Below are 25023 nucleotides of genomic sequence, written 5' to 3' on the forward strand. Positions count from 1 at the left end.
CACTATTGAGTCAGCATGTTAGAAAATATACGCATTGTCCTGGTGGAAACGTCCCACACCGGCAACATGGGATCGGCCGCAAGGGCGATGAAAACCATGGGGTTGAGCAATCTTTATCTGGTTAATCCGTTGGTTAAGCCTGATTCACAGGCGATCGCGCTTTCCGCCGGCGCGAGCGACGTCATCGGGAATGCGACGCTGGTTGAAAATCTGGATCAGGCGTTGGAAGGCTGCAGTCTGGTTATTGGGACCAGCGCCCGTTCGCGTACGCTGCCGTGGCCAATGCTGGAGCCACGCGAATGTGGCGTTCGTAGCGCGCAAGAGTCGCGACATGCGCCTGTCGCCATCGTATTTGGCCGTGAACGGGTCGGGTTGACCAATGATGAACTGCAGAAATGCCATTATCATGTGGCGATCCCGGCAAACCCGGAGTACAGCTCGCTGAACTTGGCGATGGCGGTGCAGATTCTGTCTTACGAAATCCGCGTCGCGCATCTGGATAATGAGCAGATGGATACGCCCAATCATGAAGAAACCCCGTATCCGCTGGTGGACGATTTGGAGCGCTTTTATCAGCATCTGGAGTCCACGTTGCACGAGACCGGTTTCATCCGTCAGTCGCATCAGGGGCAGGTCATGAGCAAGCTGCGTAGACTGTTTACCCGCGCGCGCCCGGAAAGTCAGGAGCTTAATATTCTGCGTGGCATCCTGAGTTCTATCCATAAGAATGACCGGTGAGTAGCGAGTAATAGTTGAGTGTTTTACTCGGATAAATACTTGACTGAAATACTCGGGAATGACAGACTAATGTCACATTTCGACCCCTCCTGTGTTTAAAAAACATGGGTTCATTCTACGGATACCATTGATATGAGACTGACTTCTAAAGGCCGTTATGCCGTTACCGCCATGCTGGATGTAGCACTGCATTCTCAGGAAGGCCCTGTTCCTCTGGCCGACATCTCTGAACGTCAGGGCATTTCGCTTTCGTATCTTGAACAGCTTTTCTCCCGCCTGCGTAAAAACGGCCTGGTTTCCAGCGTTCGTGGACCGGGCGGCGGCTATTTGCTGGGTAGAGACGCTAATGATATCGCCGTCGGTGCGGTTATCTCCGCCGTAGACGAATCGGTCGATGCGACCCGTTGCCAGGGGCGCGAAGGTTGCCAGGGCGGCGATCGCTGCCTGACGCATACGCTGTGGCGCGATCTGAGCGACCGCATCACCGATTTCCTCAACAACATCACTCTGGGCGAGCTGGTCAACAACAAAGATATTCTTGATGTTGCCGACCGTCAGGATGCCGACACGCGTCGTACCTCTACCGGCCGCACCCAGGAAACGATCAACGTTAACCTGCGCGCCTGAAAAAGGTTCGGGGACGTCTGACAACGTATGGCGTTGGCCCTGAGGGGTGCGGGCAGGAGCGCCCGACTATAAACAAAACGCAGAGTACGTTTTGGTGTGAAGTACGGAGTTAATGAGCAATGAAGTTACCCATTTATCTGGATTATTCAGCCACGACGCCGGTTGATCCGCGTGTGGCTGAAAAAATGATGAAGTTCCTGACGATGGACGGTACGTTCGGTAATGCCGCGTCCCGTTCGCATCGTTATGGTTGGCAGGCAGAAGAAGCGGTGGACGTCGCCCGCAACCAGATTGCTGATCTGGTTGGCGCGGATCCTCGTGAAATCGTCTTCACCTCGGGCGCCACGGAAGCGGATAATCTGGCGATCAAAGGCGCTGCCGCCGCTCATCAGGAAAAGGGTAAGCACATCATTACCTGCGTGACTGAGCACAAAGCCGTGCTGGATCCCTGCCATCAGCTAGAGCGTGACGGGTTCGACGTCACCTATCTCACGCCGATGAGCCACGGCATCATCGACTTAGATGTGCTGGAAGCCGCTTTTCGCGACGACACGATTCTGGTTTCCATCATGCATGCCAACAACGAAGTGGGCGTGGTGCAGGATATCGCCGCTATCGGCGATCTGTGTCATCGTCGCGGCATTCTCTACCATGTCGATGCCACGCAGAGCGTCGGTAAATTACCGATCGATCTCGGCCAGCTCAATGTCGATCTGATGTCGTTCTCCGGTCACAAGATTTATGGCCCGAAGGGTATCGGCGCGCTGTTTGTTCGCCGCAATCCGCGTGTGCGTATCGAAGCCCAGATGCACGGCGGCGGCCACGAGCGCGGAATGCGTTCGGGGACGTTGCCGGTGCATCAGATCGTTGGCATGGGCGAAGCCTATCGCATCGCGGCGGAAGAAATGGAAACAGATTTTTCGCGCTTGCGGACCCTACGCGATCGGCTATGGAACGGCATTCGGAATATTGAAGAAATATATTTGAATGGCGACCTGTCTCAAAGCATCCCTAACCTTCTTAACGTCAGCTTTAACTACGTCGAGGGCGAATCGCTGCTCATGGCGTTGAAAGACCTGGCGGTCTCTTCAGGCTCGGCCTGTACTTCCGCCAGCCTTGAGCCTTCTTATGTGCTGCGGGCGCTGGGGGTTAACGAAACGCTGGCGCTCAGCTCCATCCGCTTCTCGCTGGGGCGTTTCAGCACGGAAGAGGAAGTAGATTACGCCGTTGGGCAGATACATAAAGCCGTCGACCGGCTGCGTAACGTCTCTCCAGACTGGAAAGCGTTTAAACAGAACGCGAAGAACGCCAGCATTGCTTTGGCGCCTCAATCCTAAGGCGTTGCCATCATCCCGACAGGTGTTGTTGACCGGGCGATTCTGCTCGGTCAACGCTGCAGTTAACTCTCCTCGTCATCGATTGATTACCTGGTAAGGGATTGAATTAACGCTCGAGTCGAGAGCGTTAAACGCTCAATCACGCGCTCCACGCTTCAAGTTGTTCACGGCTTTCTGCCGACCGCTCCGGATCCCCTCTCACCTGACTGGCTTTAAAACGTCCTTTGTGCTGATACAACGTGGGATTTTCCTGTTTTTGAGCGTGATTCCCGGCGAGTTACGCCAGTGGCGGGGCGTAGATATGCTATCTTGACCCAGGTTTTTGTCGCAGGACTAATGGGGCAGGATTGGTAATAACCTGTCCTGGTACTGGCATCGTGAGCGCGTATCGATGACAAGAGGGCGGTACTTGAGAACGTCCGGTGACCACCGAGGGCAAAGATGACGTATGGGCCGTAAAAACGTCACATTACACTATATTGATACACGCACTGGCTTATGCTCCGTCTGCCTGCTGGGCGAGACGGATTGATACGAGGATCGGCGGTCGAATATTGCCATACCGATTCCCGTAAGAGTGACCCCTCTGCATGATGGAATGAGCATAGGGATGATTTGAACGATCGGCCACCTTACCGTGACCTGAAAAGGTTGGAAGAGATGCGGTTCTCTGGTTGGATAAAAGCTGAATAACCAGCACGACAGGTGCGCCATCGAGGCGGCCGATATTCTCTTCTTCATGGCTGACCAGCCTGATTAAAGAAATGCGCAATAGGGAACGTGATTATGACAACCGAAATTATGCCGATTACCCTTTCCCACCAGCCGGCTGATGCTCGTTGGGGCGAAAAAGCAACATTAACCTCTGGCGAACAGGGGTTCACCATCCATCTGACAGGCGAAAAATCGCTGGTCACCATCCAGCGCGCTGGCCGTAAAATCGACGGTCAGGGCATTAAACGCGTCAAGCTGGAAGGCGAAGGATGGGATCTCGAAAGTAGCTGGGCTTTCTGGCAGGGCTACCGTGGACCAAAGGGGCAGCGCACCGTTGAATGGGCAGCGCTGGATGAAGTTGCGCAGCAGGAGTTGGACCGCCGCCTGAAAATCGTCGATTGGGTGCGCGATACCATCAACCTGCCAGCGGAATCGCTGGGGCCGGAACAGCTGGCGACCCGCGCGGTAGATCTGCTGTGTTCCGTCAACTGCGACGCGGTGTCGTACCGCATTACCAAAGGCGAAGACCTGCGTAAGCAGAACTATTCCGGCCTGTATACCGTTGGGCGCGGCTCAGACCGCCAGCCGGTATTGCTGGCGCTCGACTACAATCCGACTGGCAACCCGGATGCGCCGGTGATGGCGTGTCTGGTCGGTAAGGGCATCACGTTCGATACCGGTGGCTATAGCCTTAAGCCCAGCGGCTTTATGGATTCGATGAAGTCCGATATGGGCGGCGCGGCGCTGGTGACTGGCGCATTGGCAATGGCGGCAGCGCGTGGACTCAAGCAGCGCGTCAAACTGTATTTGTGCTGTGCCGACAACATGGTGAGCGGCAACGCATTCCGTCTGGGCGACATCATTAGCTACCGCAATGGCAAGACTGTCGAGGTGATGAACACGGATGCGGAAGGGCGTCTGGTGCTCGCCGACGGACTGATCGACGCATCCGCACAGAAGCCGCAGTGGATTATCGACTGCGCCACGCTGACCGGTGCCGCGAAGATGGCATTGGGGAACGACTACCATGCCCTGCTCAGTTTTGACGATGCGCTGGTCGGGGATGTACTCACCAGCGCAGGACGCGAGGGCGAACCCTTCTGGCGTCTGCCGCTGGAAGAGTTTCACCGCCAGCATCTGCCATCCAACTTCGCGGATCTGAATAATATCGCCAGTCCGGCGCATTCTGCGGGCGCCAGCACGGCGGCGGCTTTCCTGTCCTACTTCGTGGAAAACTACCAGAAAGGGTGGCTCCATATTGACTGTTCGGCGACCTATCGTAAGGGCGCTGTCGATCAATGGTCGGCTGGCGCGACCGGGCTGGGGGTGCGCACGCTGGCGGACTTCCTGCTGCGTAAAGCAGGCTGAATAAGCGACGGCGGGCAAGTTAATACCCGCTACAAAACAATGTGCGGTAACACCGCGCGAGCATAACAACAGGCCTGCGCGGCTTCAACGTGAAGCGCAGGCATGAAAGTGTTGAGGGGTTTGATGGAATTTTCACCACAAAACACGCTGGAAGAGGCGCTGATACGCGCTGCCACGGAGCCTGCGCATCGGCCCGAATTTTTCAGCGAACTGATGACGGCTACAGTGTACGTACTGGGAAACAGCGACGGTAATACCACTTTTGGTGAGCAGACGCTTCAGGCCGGAAGCCATGTGCATCTTCAGCATTGGGAGAAGCCGGATGGCACTTCGGCGATCCCATTTTTTTCTTCCCTTGAGGCTTTACAGTCAGCCATCACCGAAGAACAGTCCTTTTTGGCCTTACCGGCGCGAGCGCTGTTCGAACTGACACAGGGCGCCGTGTTATTCCTCAATCCGAAATTGCCTTACGGGAAAGAGTTTCTGCCGCAGGAGGTTGAACACCTGTTGGCTGGCGAAGGCACCGGACTCGTGACGAAAAAGGTGATTGAGGAGGACACTCAAGTCCTGATTGGTCAGCCGGCAGAAATGCCCGCGCAGATGATCGACTCTTTGACCCAGCTGTTTGCGAAATATCCCGGGGTGCGCCGTGCGTTTCTGGTGCAAATCAAGGAACCGGACGAAGAACAACCGCATCTGTTGGTTGGCATCGACGTGGATGAAGATGTGGAAGCGATCATTCAGGCGGCAGGCACCGTTGCCAGCGACACGCTGCCGGACGATCGCCCAATCGACCTCTGCGTCGTTGCCGACAACGAGCCGGGCATCAGTCATTATATGATCAAGCACACCACGCCATTTTATGAGCGTAAGTGGGGCAGCTTTCTTCGCGACTTTAAAAACAGCGGCCACGCCTGAGCGGATAATGTTGCTTGACCGCTTGACCGCTTGACCGCTTGACCGCTTGACCGCTTGACCGCTTGACCGCTTGACCGCTTGACCGCTTGACCGTATAGCTGCAAAAGCCAAACGCATCTATGGCGCTGCGCGCGAACGCGCCTCATGATCGATAACGATAGCGGCCCGTTCGGCCACGTCAGGCAAGAACCTTATCTACCGCTGAGTGTGTGATACCTGCTATCACTCACGCTGTAACGGCCACGTTGAGTGGCCGTTTTCACGAGGCTATTTTCGATTTCGGGCGGATTGGCCTTAGCGATCCGCGCCAGTTTCAATAGGCAGGTCGTCTCGGCCGCCCCATTCGCCCCAGGAGCCGTCGTACAGTTTGACTTGAGGAGCATTCAGCACATACAGCGCTAATACGATCACCGCTGCCGTCACGCCGGACCCACAGCTTGCGACGATGGGACGTTGAATATCAATCCCCTTCTGTTTGAATACGGCGGCCAGCTCCTCCGGCGTTTTCAGCGCGCCGTTTTCCACCAGCTCATTCCACGGTACGTTAAAGCTGCCGGGAATATGCCCGCGGCGCAGTCCTGGACGAGGCTCATCGACATCGCCAGCAAAGCGTGGTGCCGGACGGGCGTCGACAATCTGCGCGGAATGATCATGGGTGATTGCCAGCACGACCTCGGCCTGACAGATCACGCCGGCGTCCAGCCGAGCGTTGAATGTCCGGGTCTGATGGGAGACATTTCCCCGCTCCAGTGGTCGTTGCCCCTGTTTCCATCCGGCCAGCCCGCCAGCCAAGATAGAAACCTTGGTCACGCCGAAAGTTCGCAGCATCCACCAGGCGCGAGGTGCTGAAAATAAGTTACCCTCATCGTAAATGATGCAGTGTTGGTCTTCGCTCACGCCTAGATCCCCCATCGCCTGAGCGAAGGATGTGCTATCCGGCATCATATGTGGCAAAGGCGAAGCCGCATCCGATAGCGTTTCGATATCGAAAAAAGCCGCTCCTGGCAGGTGTCCGGCTTCATATTCGGCCTGGATATCCCGCGAGGTATCACCAGGCGGAAGCATCCGCGCATCAAGCAGTGTGATATCCGCGTCGTTAAGATGAGAATTCAGCCAAGCGGCGGTGACAAAGATGTCGGAGCTGGATACAGACATGTGACCTCCCGTGCGGGCTGTCGATATAGCCCGAGATAAGATGAGGATTGAATTGTCAGTGATTTTTTAGCAACGGACAAGTGCAAACCTGTATCTCATGCCAGTTTCGGCGCACGCTATTTCAGGAATGCGTGCGTGATTGGGACACACGGATGAAACAGATGAAAAGCGGTGGTTTGTTTGCTATCCGTGCCGCAGGTCGGGCAGAGAGTGAGTGTCAGACAAGGATTCAGCGTTATAATGATAGGAAAAGGACGATAAGATAACGTTATTTTAAAAAAATGTTATTTGACCGTAGGCAAGATGGAAGAGCAACCCTATAATCTGCGCCACTTTACGGTGCCGGAGTCATCATTTTTAACCGGCAGTTATCAGACAGTTATCAAATGAGGTCACTATGACGGTAGAACGTACTTTTTCTATCATTAAGCCCAATGCGGTCGCCAAGAATCTGATTGGCGCTATCTACAACCGCTTTGAAAGCGCAGGCTTCAAGATTGTTGCTGCCAAAATGCTTCATCTGACTCGCGAACAGGCCGAAGGCTTTTATGCTGAGCACAAGGGCAAACCTTTCTTTGACGGTCTGGTGACGTTCATGACTTCCGGTCCCATTATGGTTCAGGTTTTGGAAGGTGAAGATGCCGTGCAGCGTCACCGTGACCTGATGGGGGCGACGAATCCTGAGAATGCGCTGGCGGGCACGCTGCGCGCTGACTACGCAGATAGCCTGACTGAAAATGCGGTGCATGGTTCGGACTCTCAGGCATCCGCCGAACGCGAAATCGCCTATTTCTTCAGTGCGGATGAGTTGCACGCACGCACCCGCTAAGCTGAGACCAAGAATTAAAAGCTGAGTGGCTCTGGCACCGCTCTATTAAACTTTGTACAATGCCGCGCCCCGGAGCGAGCAGGCGCTCGGCCGGGGCTTTTCTTTTATCACTTCTTTCGAGCCATAACGTGTAACAACGAGGCCATGAGTCAATATGTCTGAGCAAACCGTATCCCCGATCTCCAACGAGTCTGACGCTATCGCTGTTAAGCCGACAAGCACTGAAAAAATCAACCTGCTGGATCTTAACCGTCAGCAAATGCGCGCCTTTTTTGCCTCAATGGGAGAAAAGCCATTTCGTGCCGATCAGGTCATGAAATGGATCTATCACTACTGCTGTGATGATTTCAACGAGATGACCGACATCAACAAGGTGCTACGCACCAAATTGCAGGAGATCGCTGAAATTCGCGCCCCTGTTGTGGTGGATGAGCAGCGATCCTCTGATGGTACGATCAAGTGGGCCATCCTGGTTGACGGCCAGCGCGTGGAAACGGTCTACATCCCGGAAGATGAACGCGCGACGCTGTGCGTATCTTCTCAAGTCGGTTGTGCGTTGGAATGTAAGTTTTGCTCAACGGCGCAGCAAGGGTTCAACCGCAACCTGCGGGTTTCTGAAATCATCGGTCAGGTATGGCGGGCGGCGAAAATTATCGGTGCGGCCAAAGTCACCGGCCAGCGTCCTATCACTAACGTCGTGATGATGGGCATGGGCGAACCGTTGCTGAACCTGACCAACGTGGTGCCGGCGATGGAAATCATGCTGGACGATTTCGGTTTCGGTCTGTCTAAACGTCGCGTGACGCTGTCGACTTCCGGCGTCGTGCCTGCGCTGGATAAGCTGGGCGACATGATCGACGTCGCATTGGCGATCTCGCTGCACGCGCCGAACGATGAAATCCGTAACGAAATCATGCCGATTAACAAAAAATATAATATCGAAACCTTTTTGTCGGCAGTACGGCGTTACCTGGATAAATCGAACGCCAATCAGGGGCGTGTCACCATTGAATACGTCATGTTGGATCACATCAATGACGGAACGGAGCACGCGCATGAATTGGCGGAATGCCTGAAAAACACGCCGTGCAAGATCAACCTGATCCCGTGGAACCCGTTCCCTGGCGCGCCGTATGGACGCAGCTCCAACAGCCGCGTTGACCGCTTCTCCAAGGTACTGATGGAATACGGTTTCACCACCATCGTACGTAAAACGCGCGGTGACGACATTGATGCAGCTTGTGGGCAGTTGGCTGGGGAAGTCGTTGACCGCACCAAGCGGACAATGAAGAAAAAAATGGTCAAGGATACAATAGCCGTCAAAAGCGTATGATCGCTGTCAGCCTGAAAGGGGCAGACAGATGATAATTACATTTCAGAGGCTTATCATACTATGCTGTAGTAACGGCGGCCTCATGGGCTGAGACCGCTTGCCTTCGGCGAGAGACAATGGCTAAGGATAGTCAGAAATGAATTCACGGTGGCAGGGAAGGTGGCGGCGCGCTTTGGCCGTCGTATGCGTGATGATAAGCGGGTGTGTGAATACCTCGGAAACAGTCTTGCTCTCGCCCCAGGCGCAGACGCGTTTGCAATTGGGGTTGGCGTACCTTGAACGCGGGCAGTTAGACGTTGCCCACAGTAACCTGCTCATCGCCTTGAGGGCGTCCCCGAATGACTATCGCACTCAACTGGGGATGGCGCTGTACGAACAGCGAATCGGCGAAAATGCGGCGGCGGAAAAGCGTTATCGCCAGTTGTTGCGACAGAGTCCCGTCAATGGGAGCGTAATGAATAATTACGGTGCGTTTCTGTGTGGTTTAGGGCAGTATGTAACGGCGCAACAACAGTTTAGCCGCGCAGCGCAGCTCGCGGATTATCCGCCGGTTGCTGATGCTCTGGAAAATGCCGGTTATTGTTTTTTAGACGCCGGGCAGCCTGATGAGGCGAAGCAATGGCTTAGTCGGGCTTTGAACCACGACCCGCGCAAAGGCCAACGCTTACTCGCGGAAGCCGAGCATCGTATGCATACCGGCCATCCGGAACAAACGCGGATGCTCTTGAATATACATCAGCCGAAATTTCCGGCGAGTGCCGAAAGTTTATGGCTACAGATTCGTTTCGCCGCGCTGGCGGGGGATACCGATGACGCGATGCGTTACGGTGCGATGCTGGCGCGAAGTTTTCCACAATCTAAACAGTACCAGCAATTCTTAGCTAATGAATACTGAAGCCAATCAAGATAGAACAGCATCACCCATAGCCACTCCTGGGGAGCGACTGCGTCAGGCGCGTGAAAGCTTAGGGTTGTCGCAGCAAGTCGTCGCGGAGAGGTTGTGCCTGAAAGTCTCGACCGTTCGTGAGATTGAAGAAGGCAACACGCCTGCCGGGCTTGCTCCGACATTTCTGCGTGGATATATCCGGTCTTATGCCAAGTTGGTGCATCTGCCTGAAGACGAACTGCTGCCGATGCTGGAAAAACACGTGGTGCCGAGCCGCACCTCCAACGTTTCCCCTATGCAGCACCTCGCGCTAGGCAAAAGCCGCAAGAAGCGCGACGGCTGGCTCATGACCTTTACTTGGTTGATATTGTTGGGCGTTTTGGGGCTGACGGTCGCCTGGTGGTGGCAAAATCATCAGGCGCAGCAGCAGGAAATCAATTCCATGGTCGATCATGCGAACGCTACGCAGACTTCGCAGGATGGACAGTCGCTGGATTTGGGCAATGGCGAACCGGACCCGGTCGTACCGGACGATAGCGCCACGAGTGGCGCAGCTAGAGAAGTAACGCCGCCTGCCGATGCGTCTTCTGCAACAACGTCTGCGCCAACGGCTAATTCGCCTGCGCCGGTCGCTCCCGCCACGCCGGCTCCTGCGCCGAGCGTGTCTCCGACTCAACCTTCTCCAGCGCCATCGCCATCCTCCGCGGCTCCGGCTGTTGAGACTCCGGCGCCTTCCGTGCCTGCGTCAAATGCATTAGCGATGTCGTTCTCTGCGGACTGCTGGCTGGAGGTGGTGGATAGCACCGGCAAAAAGCTGTTCAGCGGTATGCAACGCAACGGCGGTTCGCTGAATCTGAGCGGACAACCTCCTTATCGGCTCAAAATCGGCGCCCCTGCTGCTGTTCAGATTCAGTATCAGGGTAAACCGGTTGATTTGAGTCAGTACGTCAGAAGCAATCAGGTTGCACGTTTAACGCTGGCCGGCCAGTAATTTTCCGGCCGGTAGCGGCATTTTGGAGGTGAAGTTGTGAATAACCCCGCACCCATAACCCGTCGCAAATCAAAGCGCATTTACGTTGGTAAGGTGCCCGTCGGTGACGGCGCGCCGATAGCGGTGCAGTCGATGACGAACACCCGCACAACGAATGTTGAAGCGACGGTGAATCAAATTAAAGCGTTGGAACGCGTGGGCGTCGATATCGTTCGAGTCTCTGTCCCCACCATGGATGCCGCTGAGGCATTCAAGTTGATCAAGCAACAGGTGAATGTGCCGCTGGTTGCGGATATCCATTTTGACTATCGCATCGCGTTGAAAGTCGCTGAATACGGCGTGGATTGCCTGCGCATTAACCCCGGCAACATCGGTAACGAAGAGCGTATCCGCGCTGTCGTGGACTGCGCGCGGGACAACAACATCCCGATCCGTATCGGCGTCAACGCCGGCTCATTGGAAAAGGATCTGCAGGAAAAGTACGGCGAGCCTACGCCGGAAGCGCTGCTCGAATCCGCCATGCGCCACGTCGATATTCTGGACAGACTCAACTTCGACCAGTTCAAAGTCAGTGTGAAGGCGTCGGACGTCTTCCTGGCTGTTCAGTCCTACCGTCTGCTGGCGTCCCGCATCGATCAGCCGCTGCATCTTGGTATCACGGAAGCGGGCGGCGCGCGGAGCGGGGCGGTTAAATCCGCCATCGGTCTGGGGCTGCTGCTCTCCGAAGGGATTGGCGACACGCTGCGTATCTCGCTGGCGGCCGACCCGGTGGAAGAAGTGAAAGTCGGTTTCGATATTCTGAAGTCACTGCGCATTCGCGCGCGCGGCATCAACTTTATCGCCTGCCCGACCTGCTCGCGTCAGGAGTTTGACGTGATTGGCACCGTTAACGCGTTGGAGCAGCGACTGGAAGATATCATTACGCCGATGGACGTCTCGATTATCGGTTGCGTGGTCAACGGACCGGGCGAAGCGCTGGTGTCGACGCTGGGCGTGACCGGCGGCAACAAGAAAAGCGGCTTTTATGAAGACGGCGTTCGCCAGCGTGAACGTTTTGACAATGAACAGATGATCGACCAATTGGAGTCTAAAATCCGCGCCAAAGCGGCGATGCTGAACGAAAGTAACCGCATCACCATCAACGTGGTCGATAAGTGACGGCGGTGGCATCGCATGAGATGCCACCCTGTCGACAGCTTCCCAACCCGACGGCGACGGCCGCGCATTGATGCCGCAGTGCCGCTCCCTCTATAATCGGGCCTATTTTCGAGAAAACGGATTAGAGAACTGACGTGGCAAAAAATATCCAAGCCATCCGAGGCATGAACGATTACCTGCCGGCCGATACGGCTCTATGGCACCGCATTGAAGCCAGCTTGAAACAGATCCTCGCCAGCTATGGCTATGGCGAAATTCGTACGCCTATCGTTGAGCAGACTTCTCTGTTCAAGCGCGCTATCGGTGAAGTGACCGACGTCGTAGAAAAAGAGATGTACACGTTTGAGGACCGCAACGGCGACAGCCTGACGCTGCGTCCCGAGAACACGGCGAGCTGCGTCCGCGCCGGCATCGAGCACGGTATCCTCTACAACCAGGAACAGCGCCTGTGGTACACAGGCCCGATGTTCCGTCACGAACGTCCTCAGAAAGGCCGCTACCGTCAGTTCCACCAGCTCGGTTGTGAAGTCTTCGGCCTGAAAGGCCCGGATATCGATGCCGAAATGATCATGATGACGGCGCGCTGGTGGCGCGAACTGGGCATCGCCGAACACGTCTCGCTGGAACTGAATTCTATCGGTTCGCTGGAAGCGCGCGCGCGTTATCGCGAGGCGCTGATTGCGTTTCTGGAACAGCATCAGGATGTCCTGGATGAAGACTGCAAACGTCGTATGTACACCAACCCGCTGCGCGTCCTGGATTCTAAAAATCGCGATGTGCAGACGCTGTTGAACGACGCGCCGGTGCTTACCGATTACCTCGATGACGAGTCGCGCGAGCATTTTAACGGCCTGTGTGAACTTTTAACTCAGGCGAGCATCCCATATAAGGTTAATCCGCGCCTGGTCCGTGGGCTGGATTATTACAACCGCACTGTGTTCGAATGGGTGACGACCAGCCTCGGTTCACAGGGTACTGTGTGCGGCGGCGGACGCTACGACGGCATGGTGGAACAGCTGGGCGGTTCCAGTACGCCTGCGGTCGGTTTCGCGATGGGTTTAGAACGCCTGGTGCTGCTGGTTCAAACGGTCAATCCGGAGTTCAAAGCGCTGCCGGCTGTGGACGTTTACGTCATTTCTTCCGGCGCGGGAACCCAAAGCGCGGCGATGCTGCTGGCGGAATCGCTGCGTGATGCGCTGCCCGGATTAAAGCTGATGACCAACTTTGGCGGCGGCAATTTTAAAAAGCAGTTTGCCCGTGCGGATAAAAGCGGGGCGCGCGTCGCTCTGGTGCTGGGCGAAAATGAAGTCGCGGCAGGACAGGCAGTAGTGAAAAACTTGTCCAGCGGCGAACAAGAAACTCTGGCGCAGGCTGACGTTGCAGCCCGGCTGACGACGCTACTGGATTGAGGAGAAAGACACCGTGGAAGTCTATACCACAGAAAATGAACAGGTTGATGCGCTGCGACGTTTCTTGAGAGAAAACGGCAAGGCGTTGGCTGTCGGTGTAGTCCTGGGTATCGGGGCGCTGGTAGGTTGGCGTTTCTGGCAAAGCCATCAGGACAATAGCGCGATGGAAATATCGTCGGCTTATCAGCAAGCCAGTGAAACGCTGACGGCAGGTAAGGGCACCACGGCGGTGGAAGCGTTTGCTGCCGGCAACAAAAACAACTACGGCGCGCTTGCTTCGATGGAGCTGGCGGCTCACTACGCTGAATTGAAAGATTTCGCCAAAGCAGAGCAGCAGCTGACTCAGGCGCTGTCTCAGAGCAACAACGCCGATCTGCAAACGCTGATCAACCTGCGCCTGGCGCGGGTCCAGCTTGCACAGAAAAAAGCGGACGACGCGCTGAAAACGCTGGATGCCATCAAGACGGAAAGCTGGGCCGCGATGATTGCAGACGTTCGCGGCGACGTGCTGGTCAGCAAAGGCGATAACCAGGGCGCGCGCAGTGCGTACGAAAAAGGCATTGAGTCTCAGCCTCCTCAGGGGCTGCAGGCCCTGTTACGAATGAAACTGAACAACCTGTCCAGCTAAGAGGAATTCCATGCAATTGCGTAAAACACTTTTGGTAGGACTGGTTTCAACTGCCCTGCTGAGCGGCTGTTCGCTATTCGACCGTGAAGAGGACGTCGTTAAAATGTCCCCTCTGCCGCAGGTAGAGAATCAGTTCACGCCGACGAAAGTCTGGAGTCGTTCAATCGGCAGCGGTATCGGTGATTTCTATTCCAATTTGCGTCCGGCCTGGCAGGACAGCCGTGTGTATGCGGCTGACCGACGCGGTACGGTCAAAGCGATGGACTTGAGCAACGGCGAAGAAAAATGGAAGGCTGACCTGTCTGAGAAGACGGGGCTGTTGTCGGCGAATCGTCCGGCGCTGCTGTCCGGCGGCGTCTCGGTTGCCGGTAATCACGTCTACGTCGGCAGCGAAAGAGCGAAGATGTTCGCCCTGAATGCCGATGACGGTTCACGGGTCTGGGAAACGCCGGTCGCAGGCGAAGTCACTTCCCATCCGGTTATCAGTGATGGCGTAGTGCTGGTGCACACCAGCAATGGTATGCTGCAGGCGCTGAACGAATCTGACGGTGCCGTCAAGTGGACGGTAAACCTGGATATGCCGTCATTGTCGGTACGCGGTGAATCTGCTCCTGCGACTGCCTTTGGCGCAGCCATCGTTGGCGGCGACAACGGTCGCGTGAGCGCCGTACTGATTAATCAGGGGCAACTGATTTGGCAGCAGCGAATTTCCCAGCCGAGCGGCGCCACTGAAATCGATCGTCTGAACGACGTCGATACCACGCCAGTGATCGTCGGCGAAGTGGTCTATGCGCTGGGTTACCACGGCAACCTGACGGCGCTGGACCTGCGCTCCGGTCAGATTTTGTGGAAACGTGAGCTGGGTTCGGTGAATGACTTCATCGTTGATGGCGACCGTATCTATCTGGTCGATCAGGACGATCGTATCGTGGCCTTGAGTACCAACGGCGGCGTGAGCATCTGGCGTCAGAGCGAATTGTTGCATCGTAATCTGACGGCACCGGCGCTGTATAATGGTTATCTGGTGGTTGCGGATGCTGAAGGCTATATGCATTGGGTCAACACGACCGATGGCCGTTTCGTTTCTCAGCAGAAAGTGGATAGCTCCGGATTCCTGAGCAATCCCGTGGTAGCCAGCGATAAGCTGCTGATCCAGGCTAAAGGCGGAGAGGTTTACGCCTTTACTCGCTAGTACACGTGTTTTACTCCGGGCTAAGGCGCCAGAAGGCCTTCGCCCGTCGAACGGCTCCTGACGCTATCAGGAGCCGTTTCGTCTTTGATGATCAGCCGGCTAAGCTCGCTGTAACGAATTGAAATATAAGCAATGAGGTTGTAACAATGATACCTGTCGTCGCGCTGGTCGGGCGCCCGAATGTGGGGAAATCCACGCTGTTTAACCGCTTGACGCGTACTCGTGACGCATTGGTGGCGGATTTCCCTGGGCTGACGCGTGACCGCAAGTATGGTCGTGCCGAGGTGGAAGGAAACGAGTTCATTATCATCGATACGGGCGGTATTGACGGTAGCGAAGAGGGCGTGGAAACGCGGATGGCGGACCAGTCTCTGCTGGCGATTGAAGAAGCGGATATCGTTCTGTTCATGGTTGACGCCCGTGATGGATTGATGCCGGCGGATCTGGGCATCGCCCGGCATCTGCGCAACCGTCAAAAGTCCACCTTCCTGGTCGCCAACAAAATCGACGGTATTGATGTGGATACCGGCACGGCGGACTTCTATTCGCTGGGCCTCGGGGAAGTCTACCCGATTGCGGCATCGCACGGCCGCGGCGTGACCAGCCTGCTGGAAAAAGTGCTGCTTCCGTTCGCGGAAGACCAGGACGAAGAGCCGCAGGAACTGACGGAAGAAGAAGCTAATGCCGCTTATTGGGCGGAGCAGTTGGCCATCGAAACGGAGGCCGAAGAGGACGCCGAAGCCGAGGATAACTTCGATCCGGAGTCTTTGCCGATCAAGCTGGCTATCGTCGGTCGCCCTAACGTGGGTAAGTCGACCTTGACCAACCGTATCCTGGGTGAAGACCGGGTCGTGGTTTACGACATGCCTGGTACGACGCGCGACAGCATTTACATTCCTATGGAACGTGACGAGCGCGAATATATTCTGATTGATACCGCAGGGGTGCGTAAGCGCGGCAAGATCACGGAAACCGTCGAAAAATTCTCCGTCATCAAAACACTGCAGGCGATTGAAGACGCCAATGTGGTACTGCTGGTGATCGATGCGCGCGAAGGGATCTCCGATCAGGATCTGTCTCTGTTGGGCTTTATCCTGAACAGCGGTCGTTCGCTGGTGATCGTGGTCAACAAGTGGGATGGTCTTTCCCAGGATGTAAGAGAGCAAGTGAAGGAGACGCTGGATCTGCGTCTGGGCTTCATTGATTTCGCCCGTATTCACTTCATTTCCGCGTTGCACGGCAGTGGCGTAGGTAACCTCTTTGAGTCGATTACAGAGGCCTACACTTGCTCGACTCGCCGGGTCAGCACTTCGCTTCTGACGCGCATTATGCGTATGGCCGTTGACGACCATCAGCCGCCGCTGGTGCGTGGGCGCCGCGTGAAACTCAAATATGCGCACGCTGGGGGCTACAACCCGCCTATCGTCGTGATCCACGGCAACCAGGTGAAAGATCTGGCCGACTCTTATAAACGCTACCTGATGAACTACTTCCGTCGTTCGTTGGAAGTGATGGGAACGCCGATTCGTATTCAGTTCAAAGAAGGGGAAAACCCGTTCGCGAACAAACGTAATACGTTGACGCCAAACCAGCTACGTAAACGTAAGCGGTTGATGCAGCACATCAAAAAAGGCAAATAAGCCAACTTGGAACGGTAACTCCGACCTGCGGGGCAGAATATTTTCTGCCCCGTTTTTATTTCAGGACGACAAGACGGATGAGAGGGAACAACACGATGGAAAAAGAGAGTGGCATGACCTTTTTATGTCCACGGTGCCAGCATGAAATGAGAGAGCGCAGCGATGAGCGTTTTCGCTGTGCCGAGTGTCAACAGGATTATCGGCGTGAGCCTCTGTGTCCGGATTGTGGGCAGCCGCTACAGGTGCTCAAAGCCTGCGGCGCGGTCGATTATTTTTGTCCGCAGGAGAAGGCGTTGGTTTCAAAAAAACGTGTGACGTTTCGCTGCCAACCGGTTCTGCCTGACGCGCTCCCCTGATGCCGATGGTTTGAGTTGCCGCTGCTGACATCAGGGTGCTGGCTGTGCGTTCTGCCACAGGACGTCCAGTTCCGGCGCAGCCCGTTCGGGAACCAGCCACACCTGAGGGGGCGCGCCGCCGCCTGAATCGCCATGGAAAATGTGAATCCGGTAGTAAAATTGATCGCCCCGGCCGGGGCGATCGGCCGGATCGTCGGTCTGTGCTGAAGGCAACACGCTGTGCAATATCGCACGGATCCGTTGGCGTTCTTCCGCAGGCAGTTTGGCTAAGACCACCCATCTCGGGCCGGATAATTTAGGTATCCAGGCGATGCCGCCTTCTCGCGCCAGTTCGATAATGGCGTCGTCAGTCAAGCGGGGCTGTGCGTTCATACTCATTCGGGAGTCCTGTATCCACACCTACTCGATGCCAGGCATGTAGCACGGTATTGGCGACCGCCATGCCGAAGCGCTGTTCAGCATGATTCACCGTGTATTGGGCAAACAGTGTAAAGTCGGCGTTCTGCGGTAGAGATTTGTCGCACAAAACGTCATACCAGATGACGCCCGCTTTCTCCCAGGCATACCCGCCCAGATCGGTCGCCGCCAGATAAAAGGCGCGGCTCGGTATTCCGGAATTAAGGTGTACGCCGCCGTTATCCTCACGGGTATTGATGTAATCACGCATGTGGGCTGGCTGCGGGTCTGTGCCGAGCAGCGGGTCGTCATAGGCTGTTCCCGGCCGGGCCAGGGATCTTAACCCCTTGCCGTCGATCTCCTCAGTCAGCAAGCCAGCGCCGACAATCCAGTCCGCCTCCTGCGCCGTTTGCTTGAAATAGAACTGTTTCACCATAGCGCCGAAGACGTCGGACAACGATTCGTTCAGTGCGCCGGACTGGCGGGTGTAAAGAAGATTCGCCTCGCTCTCCGTGACGCCGTGCGCCAGCTCGTGGGCGATGATGTCGATGGCGGTGGTGAAGCGGTTGAAGATTTTTCCATCGCCGTCGCCGAAGACCATTTGCTGCCCGTTCCAGAAGGCGTTCTGATAATTCTGACCGTAGTGTACGGAGCCAAGCAGCGGCAGCCCGGCGTTGTCCAGAGAGTTACGGCCGAAAATCTGCCAAAAGAAATCATAGGTGGCGCCCAGATACTCATAGGCTTCGTCCGTGGCGATATCGCCCGTGGCGGCCTGGCCCTCTTCTCGAACGAGCGTTCCCGGCAGCGTTTGCTGATTTTGCGCATCATGAATGTGGCGGTGGACCTGTCCGCCGGGAAGCGCGTCGTGCTCGGGGAGAGGCGTTTGGGCGGAAACCATCAGCGACTGCACGTGCATCAGCGTCTGCTGAGCGAGTCGACGCTCTTCGTCAGAACCGTTGCTGACGATGCGATGAAGGATATACGGGGGTACTATGCTATGAATCGCTTTCATACATCATCTCCACATGGATGCATATCTCTCGGTATGAGCGGACGTCCATAACGTAGATAACCAGCAAAGGAGCGATAAGTATAGTTCAGGAACTCATTTTCAGACGAAGCCCGAGATCAGGCTTTGTCGACCGAATGAATGGCGGTGACCTGGCTTTCGACCCATCCCTCTTGCAGCCGCGTGCTGAGGGTATCTCCGGGGGTAATCTGTCCCGCCTTTTTCAACACTTCGCCCGATGAGATCGTGGTGACGCTGTAGCCTCGGCCCAGCGTGGCCAGCGGACTGACGGCTTGCAGGTGGGAGCAGGCCTCGCCAAAGCGCTGTTTGTTCTGAGCGATCTGCTTGTCGAGCGCGTGTTGCAGCCGATAGTTCAACTGCTGAAGGTGTTGCTGAGCGCGATGGATCCTCGGCTGCGGCGGCTGTTGCATCAACCGTTGCTGGAGGTGCTCTTGCCTGCGCAGGCTTTGGCGCAATCTGAGTTGTACGGCATCGTCCAGTCGCCGACGCAACCGGATAAGCCGGTTTTGCTGACGCGCCAGCCTCAGTTGAGGGTGTTGCTGTTGCAGGCGGTGGTGCAGACGCGTGAACAGGCTCTGACGCTGCGCCAGATAGTAATCCATCGCCATTTCCAGCCGTTGGCGCTGGATTGTCACCTGACGCAACAGCTCCAGCTGATTGCGGCTGACCAGTTCTGCGGCGGCAGAGGGCGTCGGGGCGCGTAAATCCGCGACGAAATCAGAGATGGTGACATCAGTTTCATGACCGACGGCGCTAACGATGGGAATGCGGCTGGCGAAAATCGCTCTGGCGACGCGTTCGTCGTTGAAGCTCCACAGATCTTCCAAAGAACCGCCGCCGCGGCCGACGATCAGGACATCGCACTCATCGCGAAGGTTAGCCAGTTCGATGGCGCGGATGATTTGCGGCGGGGCATCGGTTCCCTGAACGGAAGTCGGGTAGATGATGACCGGCAGCGACGGATCGCGTCGTTGCAGCACCTGCAAAATGTCATGTAATGCGGCGCCGCTTGCGGATGTGATCACCCCTACGCGTTTGGCCGGTTTCGGCAGCGGCTGCTTGAACTGCTGGTCGAACAATCCTTCGCCGGACAAGCGCTGCTTCAACTGTTCAAACTGCTGTTGCAACAGGCCGTCGCCGGCAGGCTGCATGCTATCCGCCAGCAGCTGATAGTCGCCTCGTGGTTCATACAGCGTAATCATGGCGCGGATGAGCACCTGCTGACCGTTCTGGGGTCGGAACGTCACACGACGGTTACTGCCACGGAACATGGCGCAGCGCACCTGCGCTCGCTCGTCTTTCAGCGTGAAGTACCAGTGGCCGGAGGACGGTTGGGAAAAGTTGGAGATTTCTCCGCTGAGCCAGATATGGCCCATCTCGCCTTCCAGCAGTTGTTTGACCGTCTGATTGAGGCGGCTGACGGTAAATATGGCGCTTGAAGGAGTCTGTGGCATGAGAGAGAGATCGCGTTTCTAAGCAGTGGGTTAATCTTTTCATACTACCGGGCAAAGGGCTGCACGCAAGGCTTTTTATAAAAAACGCTGGAGGCAATCATACATGCTCTGTATAATGCCGCGGCAATATTTTATCTAATCTTCCAACCCTCCTCGGTGAGATATTGCCCATGTTACGTATCGCAAAAGAAGCATTGACGTTTGATGATGTCCTGCTCGTTCCCGCACATTCTACCGTTCTTCCCAACACGGCCGAACTCGGCACTCAACTGACCAAAAACATTCGCCTGAACATCCCTATGCTGTCCGCCGCCATGGATACGGTAACCGAATCTGCTCTGGCGATCGCGCTGGCTCAGGAAGGCGGTCTCGGCTTCATTCACAAGAACATGACTATTGAGCGTCAGGCGGAAGAAGTCGGCCGCGTGAAGCGTCACGAAAGCGGCGTGGTGGTTGAACCGCAGACCGTCACTCCGGCGACGACGCTCCAGCAGGTGAAAGACCTGACCGAACGTAACGGCTTTGCCGGTTATCCGGTGGTGACGGAAGGCAACGAGCTGGTCGGTATTATCACCGGCCGCGACGTGCGTTTCGTGACCGATATGAACAAGCCGGTCAGTGCCGTGATGACGCCGAAAGAGCGTTTGGTCACGGTCAGCGAGAGTGAAGCGCGCGAACGTGAAGTCGTGCTGCACAAATTGCATGAACGCCGCATCGAGAAGGCGCTGGTCGTCGACGAGCAGTTTCGCCTGAAGGGCATGATCACCGTCAAAGACTTCCAGAAAGCGGAGCGTAAACCGAACGCCTGTAAAGACGAACGCGGCCGTCTGCGCGTTGGCGCAGCCGTTGGCGCGGGCGAAGGCAATGAAGAGCGTATCGACGCCCTGGTCGCCGCCGGTGTCGACGTCCTGCTGATCGACTCTTCCCACGGTCATTCCGAAGGCGTATTGCAGCGTATTCGTGACACTCGCGCCAAATATCCTGACCTTCAAATCATCGGCGGCAACGTGGCAACCGGCGCGGGCGCCTTAGCTCTGGCCGAAGCGGGCGTCAATGCGGTGAAAGTCGGCATCGGCCCTGGCTCTATCTGTACGACGCGTATCGTGACCGGCGTGGGCGTACCGCAGATTACGGCGATCTCAGACGCGGTGGCAGCATTGGATGGCACGGGCATTCCGGTGATTGCCGACGGCGGTATCCGCTTCTCCGGCGACATCGCCAAAGCGATTGCCGCTGGCGCGGCCTGCGTGATGGTCGGCTCCATGCTGGCGGGTACGGAAGAATCTCCGGGCGAAATTGAACTTTATCAGGGCCGCTCGTTCAAGTCGTACCGCGGCATGGGGTCTCTGGGCGCAATGTCCAAAGGCTCTTCAGACCGGTATTTCCAATCAGACAACGCGGCCGACAAACTGGTGCCGGAAGGTATCGAAGGCCGTGTCGCCTATAAAGGCTACCTCAAGGCGATTGTCCATCAGCAAATGGGGGGGCTGCGTTCCTGCATGGGGCTGACCGGTTGTCCGACTATCGATGCGTTGCGCACCAAGGCTGAGTTTGTCCGCATCAGCGGCGCAGGCATTCAGGAAAGCCATGTTCACGACGTTACCATTACTAAAGAATCGCCTAACTATCGCATGGGTTAAGCGCTTTTGTTGACTGATTTAACGAACAGAACCCGGTAATATTTATCGGGTTCTATTTTTCATTCGCTTCTATCCGTATTGGAATACGCCTCTCATGACAGAAAACATTCATCAACACCGCATTCTTATTCTGGATTTCGGTTCGCAATATACGCAACTCGTCGCTCGCCGTGTGCGTGAGTTGGGCGTGTACTGTGAACTTTGGGCATGGGACGTCACCGAAGCGCAGATTCGTGAATTCAATCCGAACGGCATTATTCTCTCCGGCGGCCCGGAAAGCACCACTGAGTTCAACAGCCCGCGCGCGCCTGAGTATGTATTCCAGGCTGGTGTACCTGTGTTGGGCGTTTGCTACGGCATGCAAACCATGGCGATGCAGCTGGGCGGAAAAGTTGAAGGCTCCAACCAGCGTGAATTCGGTTATGCGCAGGTGGAAGTGAAATCTGCCAGCGCGCTGGTTCGCGACATTCAGGACACCGTCAGCGCAGCAGGCGAGCCGTTGCTGGATGTGTGGATGAGCCACGGCGATAAAGTGACCGCGATCCCGCAAGGTTTTGAGACCGTAGCCAGTACCGATACCTGTCCGTTTGCCATTATGGCGAATGAAGAAAAGCGTTTTTACGGCGTACAGTTCCATCCTGAAGTGACGCACACTCGCCAGGGCCAGCGCATGCTGGAACGTTTCGTCCTCGATATCTGTCGTTGTGAAGCGCTGTGGACGCCGGCGAAAATCATCGACGATGCCGTCGCCCGCATTCGTGAACAGGTCGGTGAAGACAAAGTCATCCTTGGCTTGTCTGGCGGCGTAGACTCCTCGGTAACTGCGATGCTGCTGCACCGCGCCATCGGCGACCGTCTGACCTGCGTCTTTGTGGACAACGGCTTGCTGCGACTGAACGAAGCCGATCAGGTGCTGGAAATGTTCGGCGACCAGTTCGGTCTGAACATTGTTCATGTCCCGGCTGAAGAGCGTTTCCTGAGCGCGCTGGCGGGCATTGACGAGCCGGAAGCCAAGCGTAAAACCATCGGTCGTGTGTTTGTTGAGGTCTTCGATGAAGAAGCCTGCAAGCTGACGGACGTCAAATGGCTGGCGCAGGGCACCATCTACCCGGATGTAATCGAATCCGCCGCCTCTGCCACCGGTAAAGCGCACGTCATCAAATCCCACCACAACGTGGGCGGCCTGCCGAAAGAGATGAAGCTTGGCCTCGTCGAGCCGCTGAAAGAGCTGTTCAAAGACGAAGTGCGCAGAATCGGTCTGGAACTGGGCTTACCGCATGACATGCTGTTCCGTCATCCGTTCCCAGGACCGGGTCTGGGCGTGCGTGTACTGGGCGAAGTGAAAAAAGAGTACTGCGATCTGCTGCGTCGCGCCGACGCCATCTTCATCGAAGAGCTGCACAAGGCCGATCTGTATCAGAAGGTCAGCCAGGCGTTCACCGTCTTCCTGCCGGTGCGCTCCGTGGGCGTGATGGGCGACGGCCGTAAGTACGACTGGGTCGTCTCTCTGCGTGCGGTGGAAACCGTGGACTTCATGACCGCGCACTGGGCGCATCTGCCGTACGAGTTCCTCGGCCGCGTCTCCAACCGCATTATCAACGAAGTGGACGGTATCTCCCGCGTCGTTTACGACGTCTCCGGCAAACCGCCTGCGACGATTGAGTGGGAATGATCCAAGGTTCTTCAAGAACTATCGCTAACTATCGAAAAATCGCTATAACAGTTTGATTTATAATTAAATAGGTTGTGGCGACTATCGGTGACTATCGCCGGCCAGCAGAACAGGCTGGCGGTAGACGCGACGGTAAATCAAGAGACCCGGATTATGACCCTCCCGTTGATGATTGATTCTTTTTCGGTCATGACGGTAAAAATCCCCGCCAAAAGCTAGACGTGATGCGGCTTTCGGGGCATCTTCAGACTTCCTGACCCCTGACGGTAAAACCGCCATTGAACAGGAGGAAAACGCGATGCTCACCGACACCGCACTACGCAATCTCAAGCCCAAAGCCAGACCGTACAAGGTTTCCGACCGGGACGGCATGTATGTCATGGTATCCATCGCCGGTACCGTCACCTTCCGCTACGATTACCGTCTTAACGGACGGCGCGAAACCCTCACTATTGGCCGCTACGGCCCCGCCGGTATTTCTCTGGCGCTGGCCCGCGAAAAGCTGCTGGATGCCAAGCGTGCAATTAGTGAAGGGCGTTCCCCGGCACATGAAAAACAACGTGAGAAACGCCGTTTGACCGCTGCCAAACATTTTGATGATATGGCGGCCCGCTGGCTGGTGGACGCGCGCATGGCCGACAGCACCCGCTCTATGCGCAAAAGTATCATGGAGCGCGATATCCTGCCGGTTTACCGTAACCGGCTACTCACCGAAATCAGCCCAGATGATTTACGTGCCTTGTGCAACAAGGTTAAGGCGCGTGGCGCTCCGGCGACGGCGGTGCATATCCGCGATATCGTTAAACAGATTTATGGTTTTGCCATTTTGCATGGGGAGAAGGTCACTAACCCGGCCGATGAGGTCAAAGCCGCCTCGATTGCCACTTTCGCGCCGAAGGAAAGGGCGCTCTCGCCAACCGAGATCCGCCTGGCGTTCCATCAACTTGAGTCTGTGGCTTCTTACCCGACCATCCGTCTGGCTCTGCGTCTGGTTCTGTTGACCCTGGTGCGCAAAAGCGAGCTGGTGGAGGCTACCTGGAATGAAATCGATTTCGAGAACGCTACCTGGACCATCCCTAAAGAACGGATGAAGCGACGAAACCCACACGTCGTTTATTTGTCCCGACAAATGCTGGATATTTTTGTGGCGCTGCATACCTGTGCTTCCGGCTCAAGGTTCGTGCTGCCTTCACGTTATGACGGTCATCGCAGCATGTCGCACGCCACGCTTAATCGGGTCACGCAGCTTGTGGTTCAGCGTGCTCAGGCCAACGGTTTACCATTGGAGCCGTTTACCGTTCACGATTTGCGTCGCACCGGCTCTACATTGCTTAACGAGGTGGGGTTCAACCGGGACTGGATTGAAAAATGCTTGGCGCATGAAGAAGGTCGCTCCTCGCGCTCGATCTACAACAAGGCTGAGTATGCGGAGCAGCGTCGGCATATGCTGCAAGAGTGGTCCGACATGGTCGAAGCCTGGATTGATGGCCGGAACTACGTACCAACGCTGATGCCGGAAAGTGTCACGGTGCCGGTATTGAGAGCATAGGTA

The 25023-nt window shown here is 56.1% G+C and carries 22 protein-coding genes; 18 read left to right on the plus strand and 4 right to left on the minus strand.

Annotated features, from left to right (window positions below; all coding sequences use genetic code 11):
* Positions 1 to 15 precede the first annotated feature (15 nt).
* The 5 genes from trmJ to sseB all read left to right on the plus strand — a co-directional run bounded on the left by trmJ (position 16) and on the right by sseB (position 5702).
* Positions 16 to 738, plus strand: a complete 723-nt coding sequence (gene trmJ, locus BLU64_RS15625; protein WP_026742315.1) for a tRNA (cytosine(32)/uridine(32)-2'-O)-methyltransferase TrmJ — start codon at positions 16 to 18, stop codon at positions 736 to 738.
* A gap of 132 nt (positions 739 to 870) precedes the next feature.
* Entirely contained in the window at positions 871 to 1365 is a 495-nt protein-coding gene (gene iscR / locus BLU64_RS15630) for a Fe-S cluster assembly transcriptional regulator IscR (RefSeq protein ID WP_026738381.1), read from the plus strand.
* Positions 1366 to 1484: 119 nt separating this feature from the next.
* Positions 1485 to 2702, plus strand: a complete 1218-nt coding sequence (locus BLU64_RS15635; protein ID WP_026742314.1) for an IscS subfamily cysteine desulfurase — start codon at positions 1485 to 1487, stop codon at positions 2700 to 2702.
* A gap of 786 nt (positions 2703 to 3488) precedes the next feature.
* Positions 3489 to 4784: an aminopeptidase PepB gene (gene pepB / locus BLU64_RS15640; RefSeq protein WP_074729352.1), complete on the plus strand. Its 1296-nt coding sequence runs from the start codon at positions 3489 to 3491 to the stop codon at positions 4782 to 4784.
* A gap of 123 nt (positions 4785 to 4907) precedes the next feature.
* Positions 4908 to 5702, plus strand: a complete 795-nt coding sequence (gene sseB / locus BLU64_RS15645) for an enhanced serine sensitivity protein SseB (protein ID WP_026742312.1) — start codon at positions 4908 to 4910, stop codon at positions 5700 to 5702.
* 294 nt (positions 5703 to 5996) lie between these two features.
* Here the strand turns inward: sseB and sseA are convergent, their stop codons facing one another.
* Positions 5997 to 6857: a 3-mercaptopyruvate sulfurtransferase gene (gene sseA, locus BLU64_RS15650; protein ID WP_026742311.1), complete on the minus strand. Its 861-nt coding sequence runs from the start codon at positions 6855 to 6857 to the stop codon at positions 5997 to 5999.
* 397 nt (positions 6858 to 7254) lie between these two features.
* Here sseA and ndk point away from each other — a divergent pair, with 397 nt between their 5' ends.
* The 10 genes from ndk (at position 7255) to BLU64_RS15700 (ending at position 17279) form a co-directional block, all read left to right on the plus strand.
* Positions 7255 to 7686 carry a nucleoside-diphosphate kinase gene (gene ndk, locus BLU64_RS15655; protein WP_026742310.1) on the plus strand — a complete coding sequence of 144 codons (432 nt, stop codon included), beginning with the start codon at positions 7255 to 7257 and terminating at the stop codon, positions 7684 to 7686.
* A 154-nt stretch (positions 7687 to 7840) separates the two neighbouring features.
* Positions 7841 to 9019 (plus strand): dual-specificity RNA methyltransferase RlmN, encoded by a 1179-nt coding sequence (gene rlmN / locus BLU64_RS15660; protein ID WP_074729354.1) that lies wholly within the window; start codon positions 7841 to 7843, stop codon positions 9017 to 9019.
* Positions 9020 to 9155: 136 nt separating this feature from the next.
* Positions 9156 to 9914 (plus strand): type IV pilus biogenesis/stability protein PilW, encoded by a 759-nt coding sequence (gene pilW, locus BLU64_RS15665; protein ID WP_036152732.1) that lies wholly within the window; start codon positions 9156 to 9158, stop codon positions 9912 to 9914.
* Positions 9904 to 10896, plus strand: a complete 993-nt coding sequence (gene rodZ / locus BLU64_RS15670; RefSeq protein ID WP_026742307.1) for a cytoskeleton protein RodZ — start codon at positions 9904 to 9906, stop codon at positions 10894 to 10896. Before pilW ends, rodZ begins: the two co-directional genes overlap by 11 nt.
* 36 nt (positions 10897 to 10932) lie before the next feature.
* A complete protein-coding gene (gene ispG / locus BLU64_RS15675; RefSeq protein ID WP_026740089.1) occupies positions 10933 to 12054 on the plus strand; it encodes a flavodoxin-dependent (E)-4-hydroxy-3-methylbut-2-enyl-diphosphate synthase in 1122 nt (373 codons plus the stop codon).
* Between the two features lie 134 nt (positions 12055 to 12188).
* Positions 12189 to 13463, plus strand: a complete 1275-nt coding sequence (hisS, locus tag BLU64_RS15680; RefSeq protein ID WP_026742306.1) for a histidine--tRNA ligase — start codon at positions 12189 to 12191, stop codon at positions 13461 to 13463.
* A gap of 13 nt (positions 13464 to 13476) precedes the next feature.
* Positions 13477 to 14091, plus strand: a complete 615-nt coding sequence (locus BLU64_RS15685) for a YfgM family protein (RefSeq protein ID WP_026742305.1) — start codon at positions 13477 to 13479, stop codon at positions 14089 to 14091.
* A 10-nt stretch (positions 14092 to 14101) separates the two neighbouring features.
* Entirely contained in the window at positions 14102 to 15283 is a 1182-nt protein-coding gene (gene bamB / locus BLU64_RS15690) for an outer membrane protein assembly factor BamB (RefSeq protein WP_026742304.1), read from the plus strand.
* 146 nt (positions 15284 to 15429) lie between these two features.
* Positions 15430 to 16923 (plus strand): ribosome biogenesis GTPase Der, encoded by a 1494-nt coding sequence (der, locus tag BLU64_RS15695; protein ID WP_026742303.1) that lies wholly within the window; start codon positions 15430 to 15432, stop codon positions 16921 to 16923.
* 113 nt (positions 16924 to 17036) lie between these two features.
* A complete protein-coding gene (locus tag BLU64_RS15700) occupies positions 17037 to 17279 on the plus strand; it encodes a zinc ribbon domain-containing protein (protein WP_026742302.1) in 243 nt (80 codons plus the stop codon).
* Between the two features lie 30 nt (positions 17280 to 17309).
* Here the strand turns inward: BLU64_RS15700 and BLU64_RS15705 are convergent, their stop codons facing one another.
* The 3 genes from BLU64_RS15705 to xseA form a co-directional block, all read right to left on the minus strand.
* The gene (locus BLU64_RS15705) at positions 17310 to 17651 is read right to left on the minus strand and encodes a protealysin inhibitor emfourin (RefSeq protein ID WP_394296478.1); all 342 of its coding nucleotides are present in this window, start codon (positions 17649 to 17651) and stop codon (positions 17310 to 17312) included.
* Positions 17626 to 18687 (minus strand): M4 family metallopeptidase, encoded by a 1062-nt coding sequence (locus tag BLU64_RS15710; RefSeq protein WP_026742300.1) that lies wholly within the window; start codon positions 18685 to 18687, stop codon positions 17626 to 17628. The genes BLU64_RS15705 and BLU64_RS15710 overlap by 26 nt, the downstream gene beginning before the upstream one ends.
* Positions 18688 to 18803: 116 nt before the next feature.
* Entirely contained in the window at positions 18804 to 20159 is a 1356-nt protein-coding gene (gene xseA, locus BLU64_RS15715; RefSeq protein ID WP_026742299.1) for an exodeoxyribonuclease VII large subunit, read from the minus strand.
* Between the two features lie 170 nt (positions 20160 to 20329).
* Between xseA and guaB the strand changes: the two genes are divergently transcribed.
* From guaB to BLU64_RS15730, 3 genes are all read left to right on the plus strand, one after another.
* On the plus strand, positions 20330 to 21799 hold the full coding sequence (gene guaB / locus BLU64_RS15720) for an IMP dehydrogenase (protein WP_139171527.1): 1470 nt from the start codon (positions 20330 to 20332) through the stop codon (positions 21797 to 21799).
* A gap of 94 nt (positions 21800 to 21893) precedes the next feature.
* Complete coding sequence (gene guaA, locus BLU64_RS15725) at positions 21894 to 23471, plus strand: glutamine-hydrolyzing GMP synthase (RefSeq protein WP_026742297.1); 1578 nt, start codon at positions 21894 to 21896, stop codon at positions 23469 to 23471.
* A gap of 298 nt (positions 23472 to 23769) precedes the next feature.
* Positions 23770 to 25020 (plus strand): tyrosine-type recombinase/integrase, encoded by a 1251-nt coding sequence (locus BLU64_RS15730; protein ID WP_026742296.1) that lies wholly within the window; start codon positions 23770 to 23772, stop codon positions 25018 to 25020.
* Positions 25021 to 25023 lie beyond the last annotated feature (3 nt).

The organism is Lonsdalea quercina, from assembly GCF_900107885.1.
Lineage (GTDB): Bacteria > Pseudomonadota > Gammaproteobacteria > Enterobacterales > Enterobacteriaceae > Lonsdalea > Lonsdalea quercina.

Excerpts from the sequence above, each read along its gene's own strand:
- trmJ (WP_026742315.1), top strand. The coding sequence starts at position 16 with ATGTTAGAAAATATACGCATTGTCCTGGTGGAAACGTCCCACACCGGC.
- iscR (WP_026738381.1), top strand. The coding sequence starts at position 871 with ATGAGACTGACTTCTAAAGGCCGTTATGCCGTTACCGCCATGCTGGAT.
- BLU64_RS15635 (WP_026742314.1), top strand. The coding sequence starts at position 1,485 with ATGAAGTTACCCATTTATCTGGATTATTCAGCCACGACGCCGGTTGAT.
- pepB (WP_074729352.1), top strand. The coding sequence starts at position 3,489 with ATGACAACCGAAATTATGCCGATTACCCTTTCCCACCAGCCGGCTGAT.
- sseB (WP_026742312.1), top strand. The coding sequence starts at position 4,908 with ATGGAATTTTCACCACAAAACACGCTGGAAGAGGCGCTGATACGCGCT.
- sseA (WP_026742311.1), bottom strand. The coding sequence starts at position 6,857 with ATGTCTGTATCCAGCTCCGACATCTTTGTCACCGCCGCTTGGCTGAAT.
- ndk (WP_026742310.1), top strand. The coding sequence starts at position 7,255 with ATGACGGTAGAACGTACTTTTTCTATCATTAAGCCCAATGCGGTCGCC.
- rlmN (WP_074729354.1), top strand. The coding sequence starts at position 7,841 with ATGTCTGAGCAAACCGTATCCCCGATCTCCAACGAGTCTGACGCTATC.
- pilW (WP_036152732.1), top strand. The coding sequence starts at position 9,156 with ATGAATTCACGGTGGCAGGGAAGGTGGCGGCGCGCTTTGGCCGTCGTA.
- rodZ (WP_026742307.1), top strand. The coding sequence starts at position 9,904 with ATGAATACTGAAGCCAATCAAGATAGAACAGCATCACCCATAGCCACT.
- bamB (WP_026742304.1), top strand. The coding sequence starts at position 14,102 with ATGCAATTGCGTAAAACACTTTTGGTAGGACTGGTTTCAACTGCCCTG.
- der (WP_026742303.1), top strand. The coding sequence starts at position 15,430 with ATGATACCTGTCGTCGCGCTGGTCGGGCGCCCGAATGTGGGGAAATCC.
- BLU64_RS15700 (WP_026742302.1), top strand. The coding sequence starts at position 17,037 with ATGACCTTTTTATGTCCACGGTGCCAGCATGAAATGAGAGAGCGCAGC.
- BLU64_RS15705 (WP_394296478.1), bottom strand. The coding sequence starts at position 17,651 with ATGAACGCACAGCCCCGCTTGACTGACGACGCCATTATCGAACTGGCG.
- BLU64_RS15710 (WP_026742300.1), bottom strand. The coding sequence starts at position 18,687 with ATGAAAGCGATTCATAGCATAGTACCCCCGTATATCCTTCATCGCATC.
- xseA (WP_026742299.1), bottom strand. The coding sequence starts at position 20,159 with ATGCCACAGACTCCTTCAAGCGCCATATTTACCGTCAGCCGCCTCAAT.
- guaB (WP_139171527.1), top strand. The coding sequence starts at position 20,330 with ATGTTACGTATCGCAAAAGAAGCATTGACGTTTGATGATGTCCTGCTC.
- guaA (WP_026742297.1), top strand. The coding sequence starts at position 21,894 with ATGACAGAAAACATTCATCAACACCGCATTCTTATTCTGGATTTCGGT.
- BLU64_RS15730 (WP_026742296.1), top strand. The coding sequence starts at position 23,770 with ATGCTCACCGACACCGCACTACGCAATCTCAAGCCCAAAGCCAGACCG.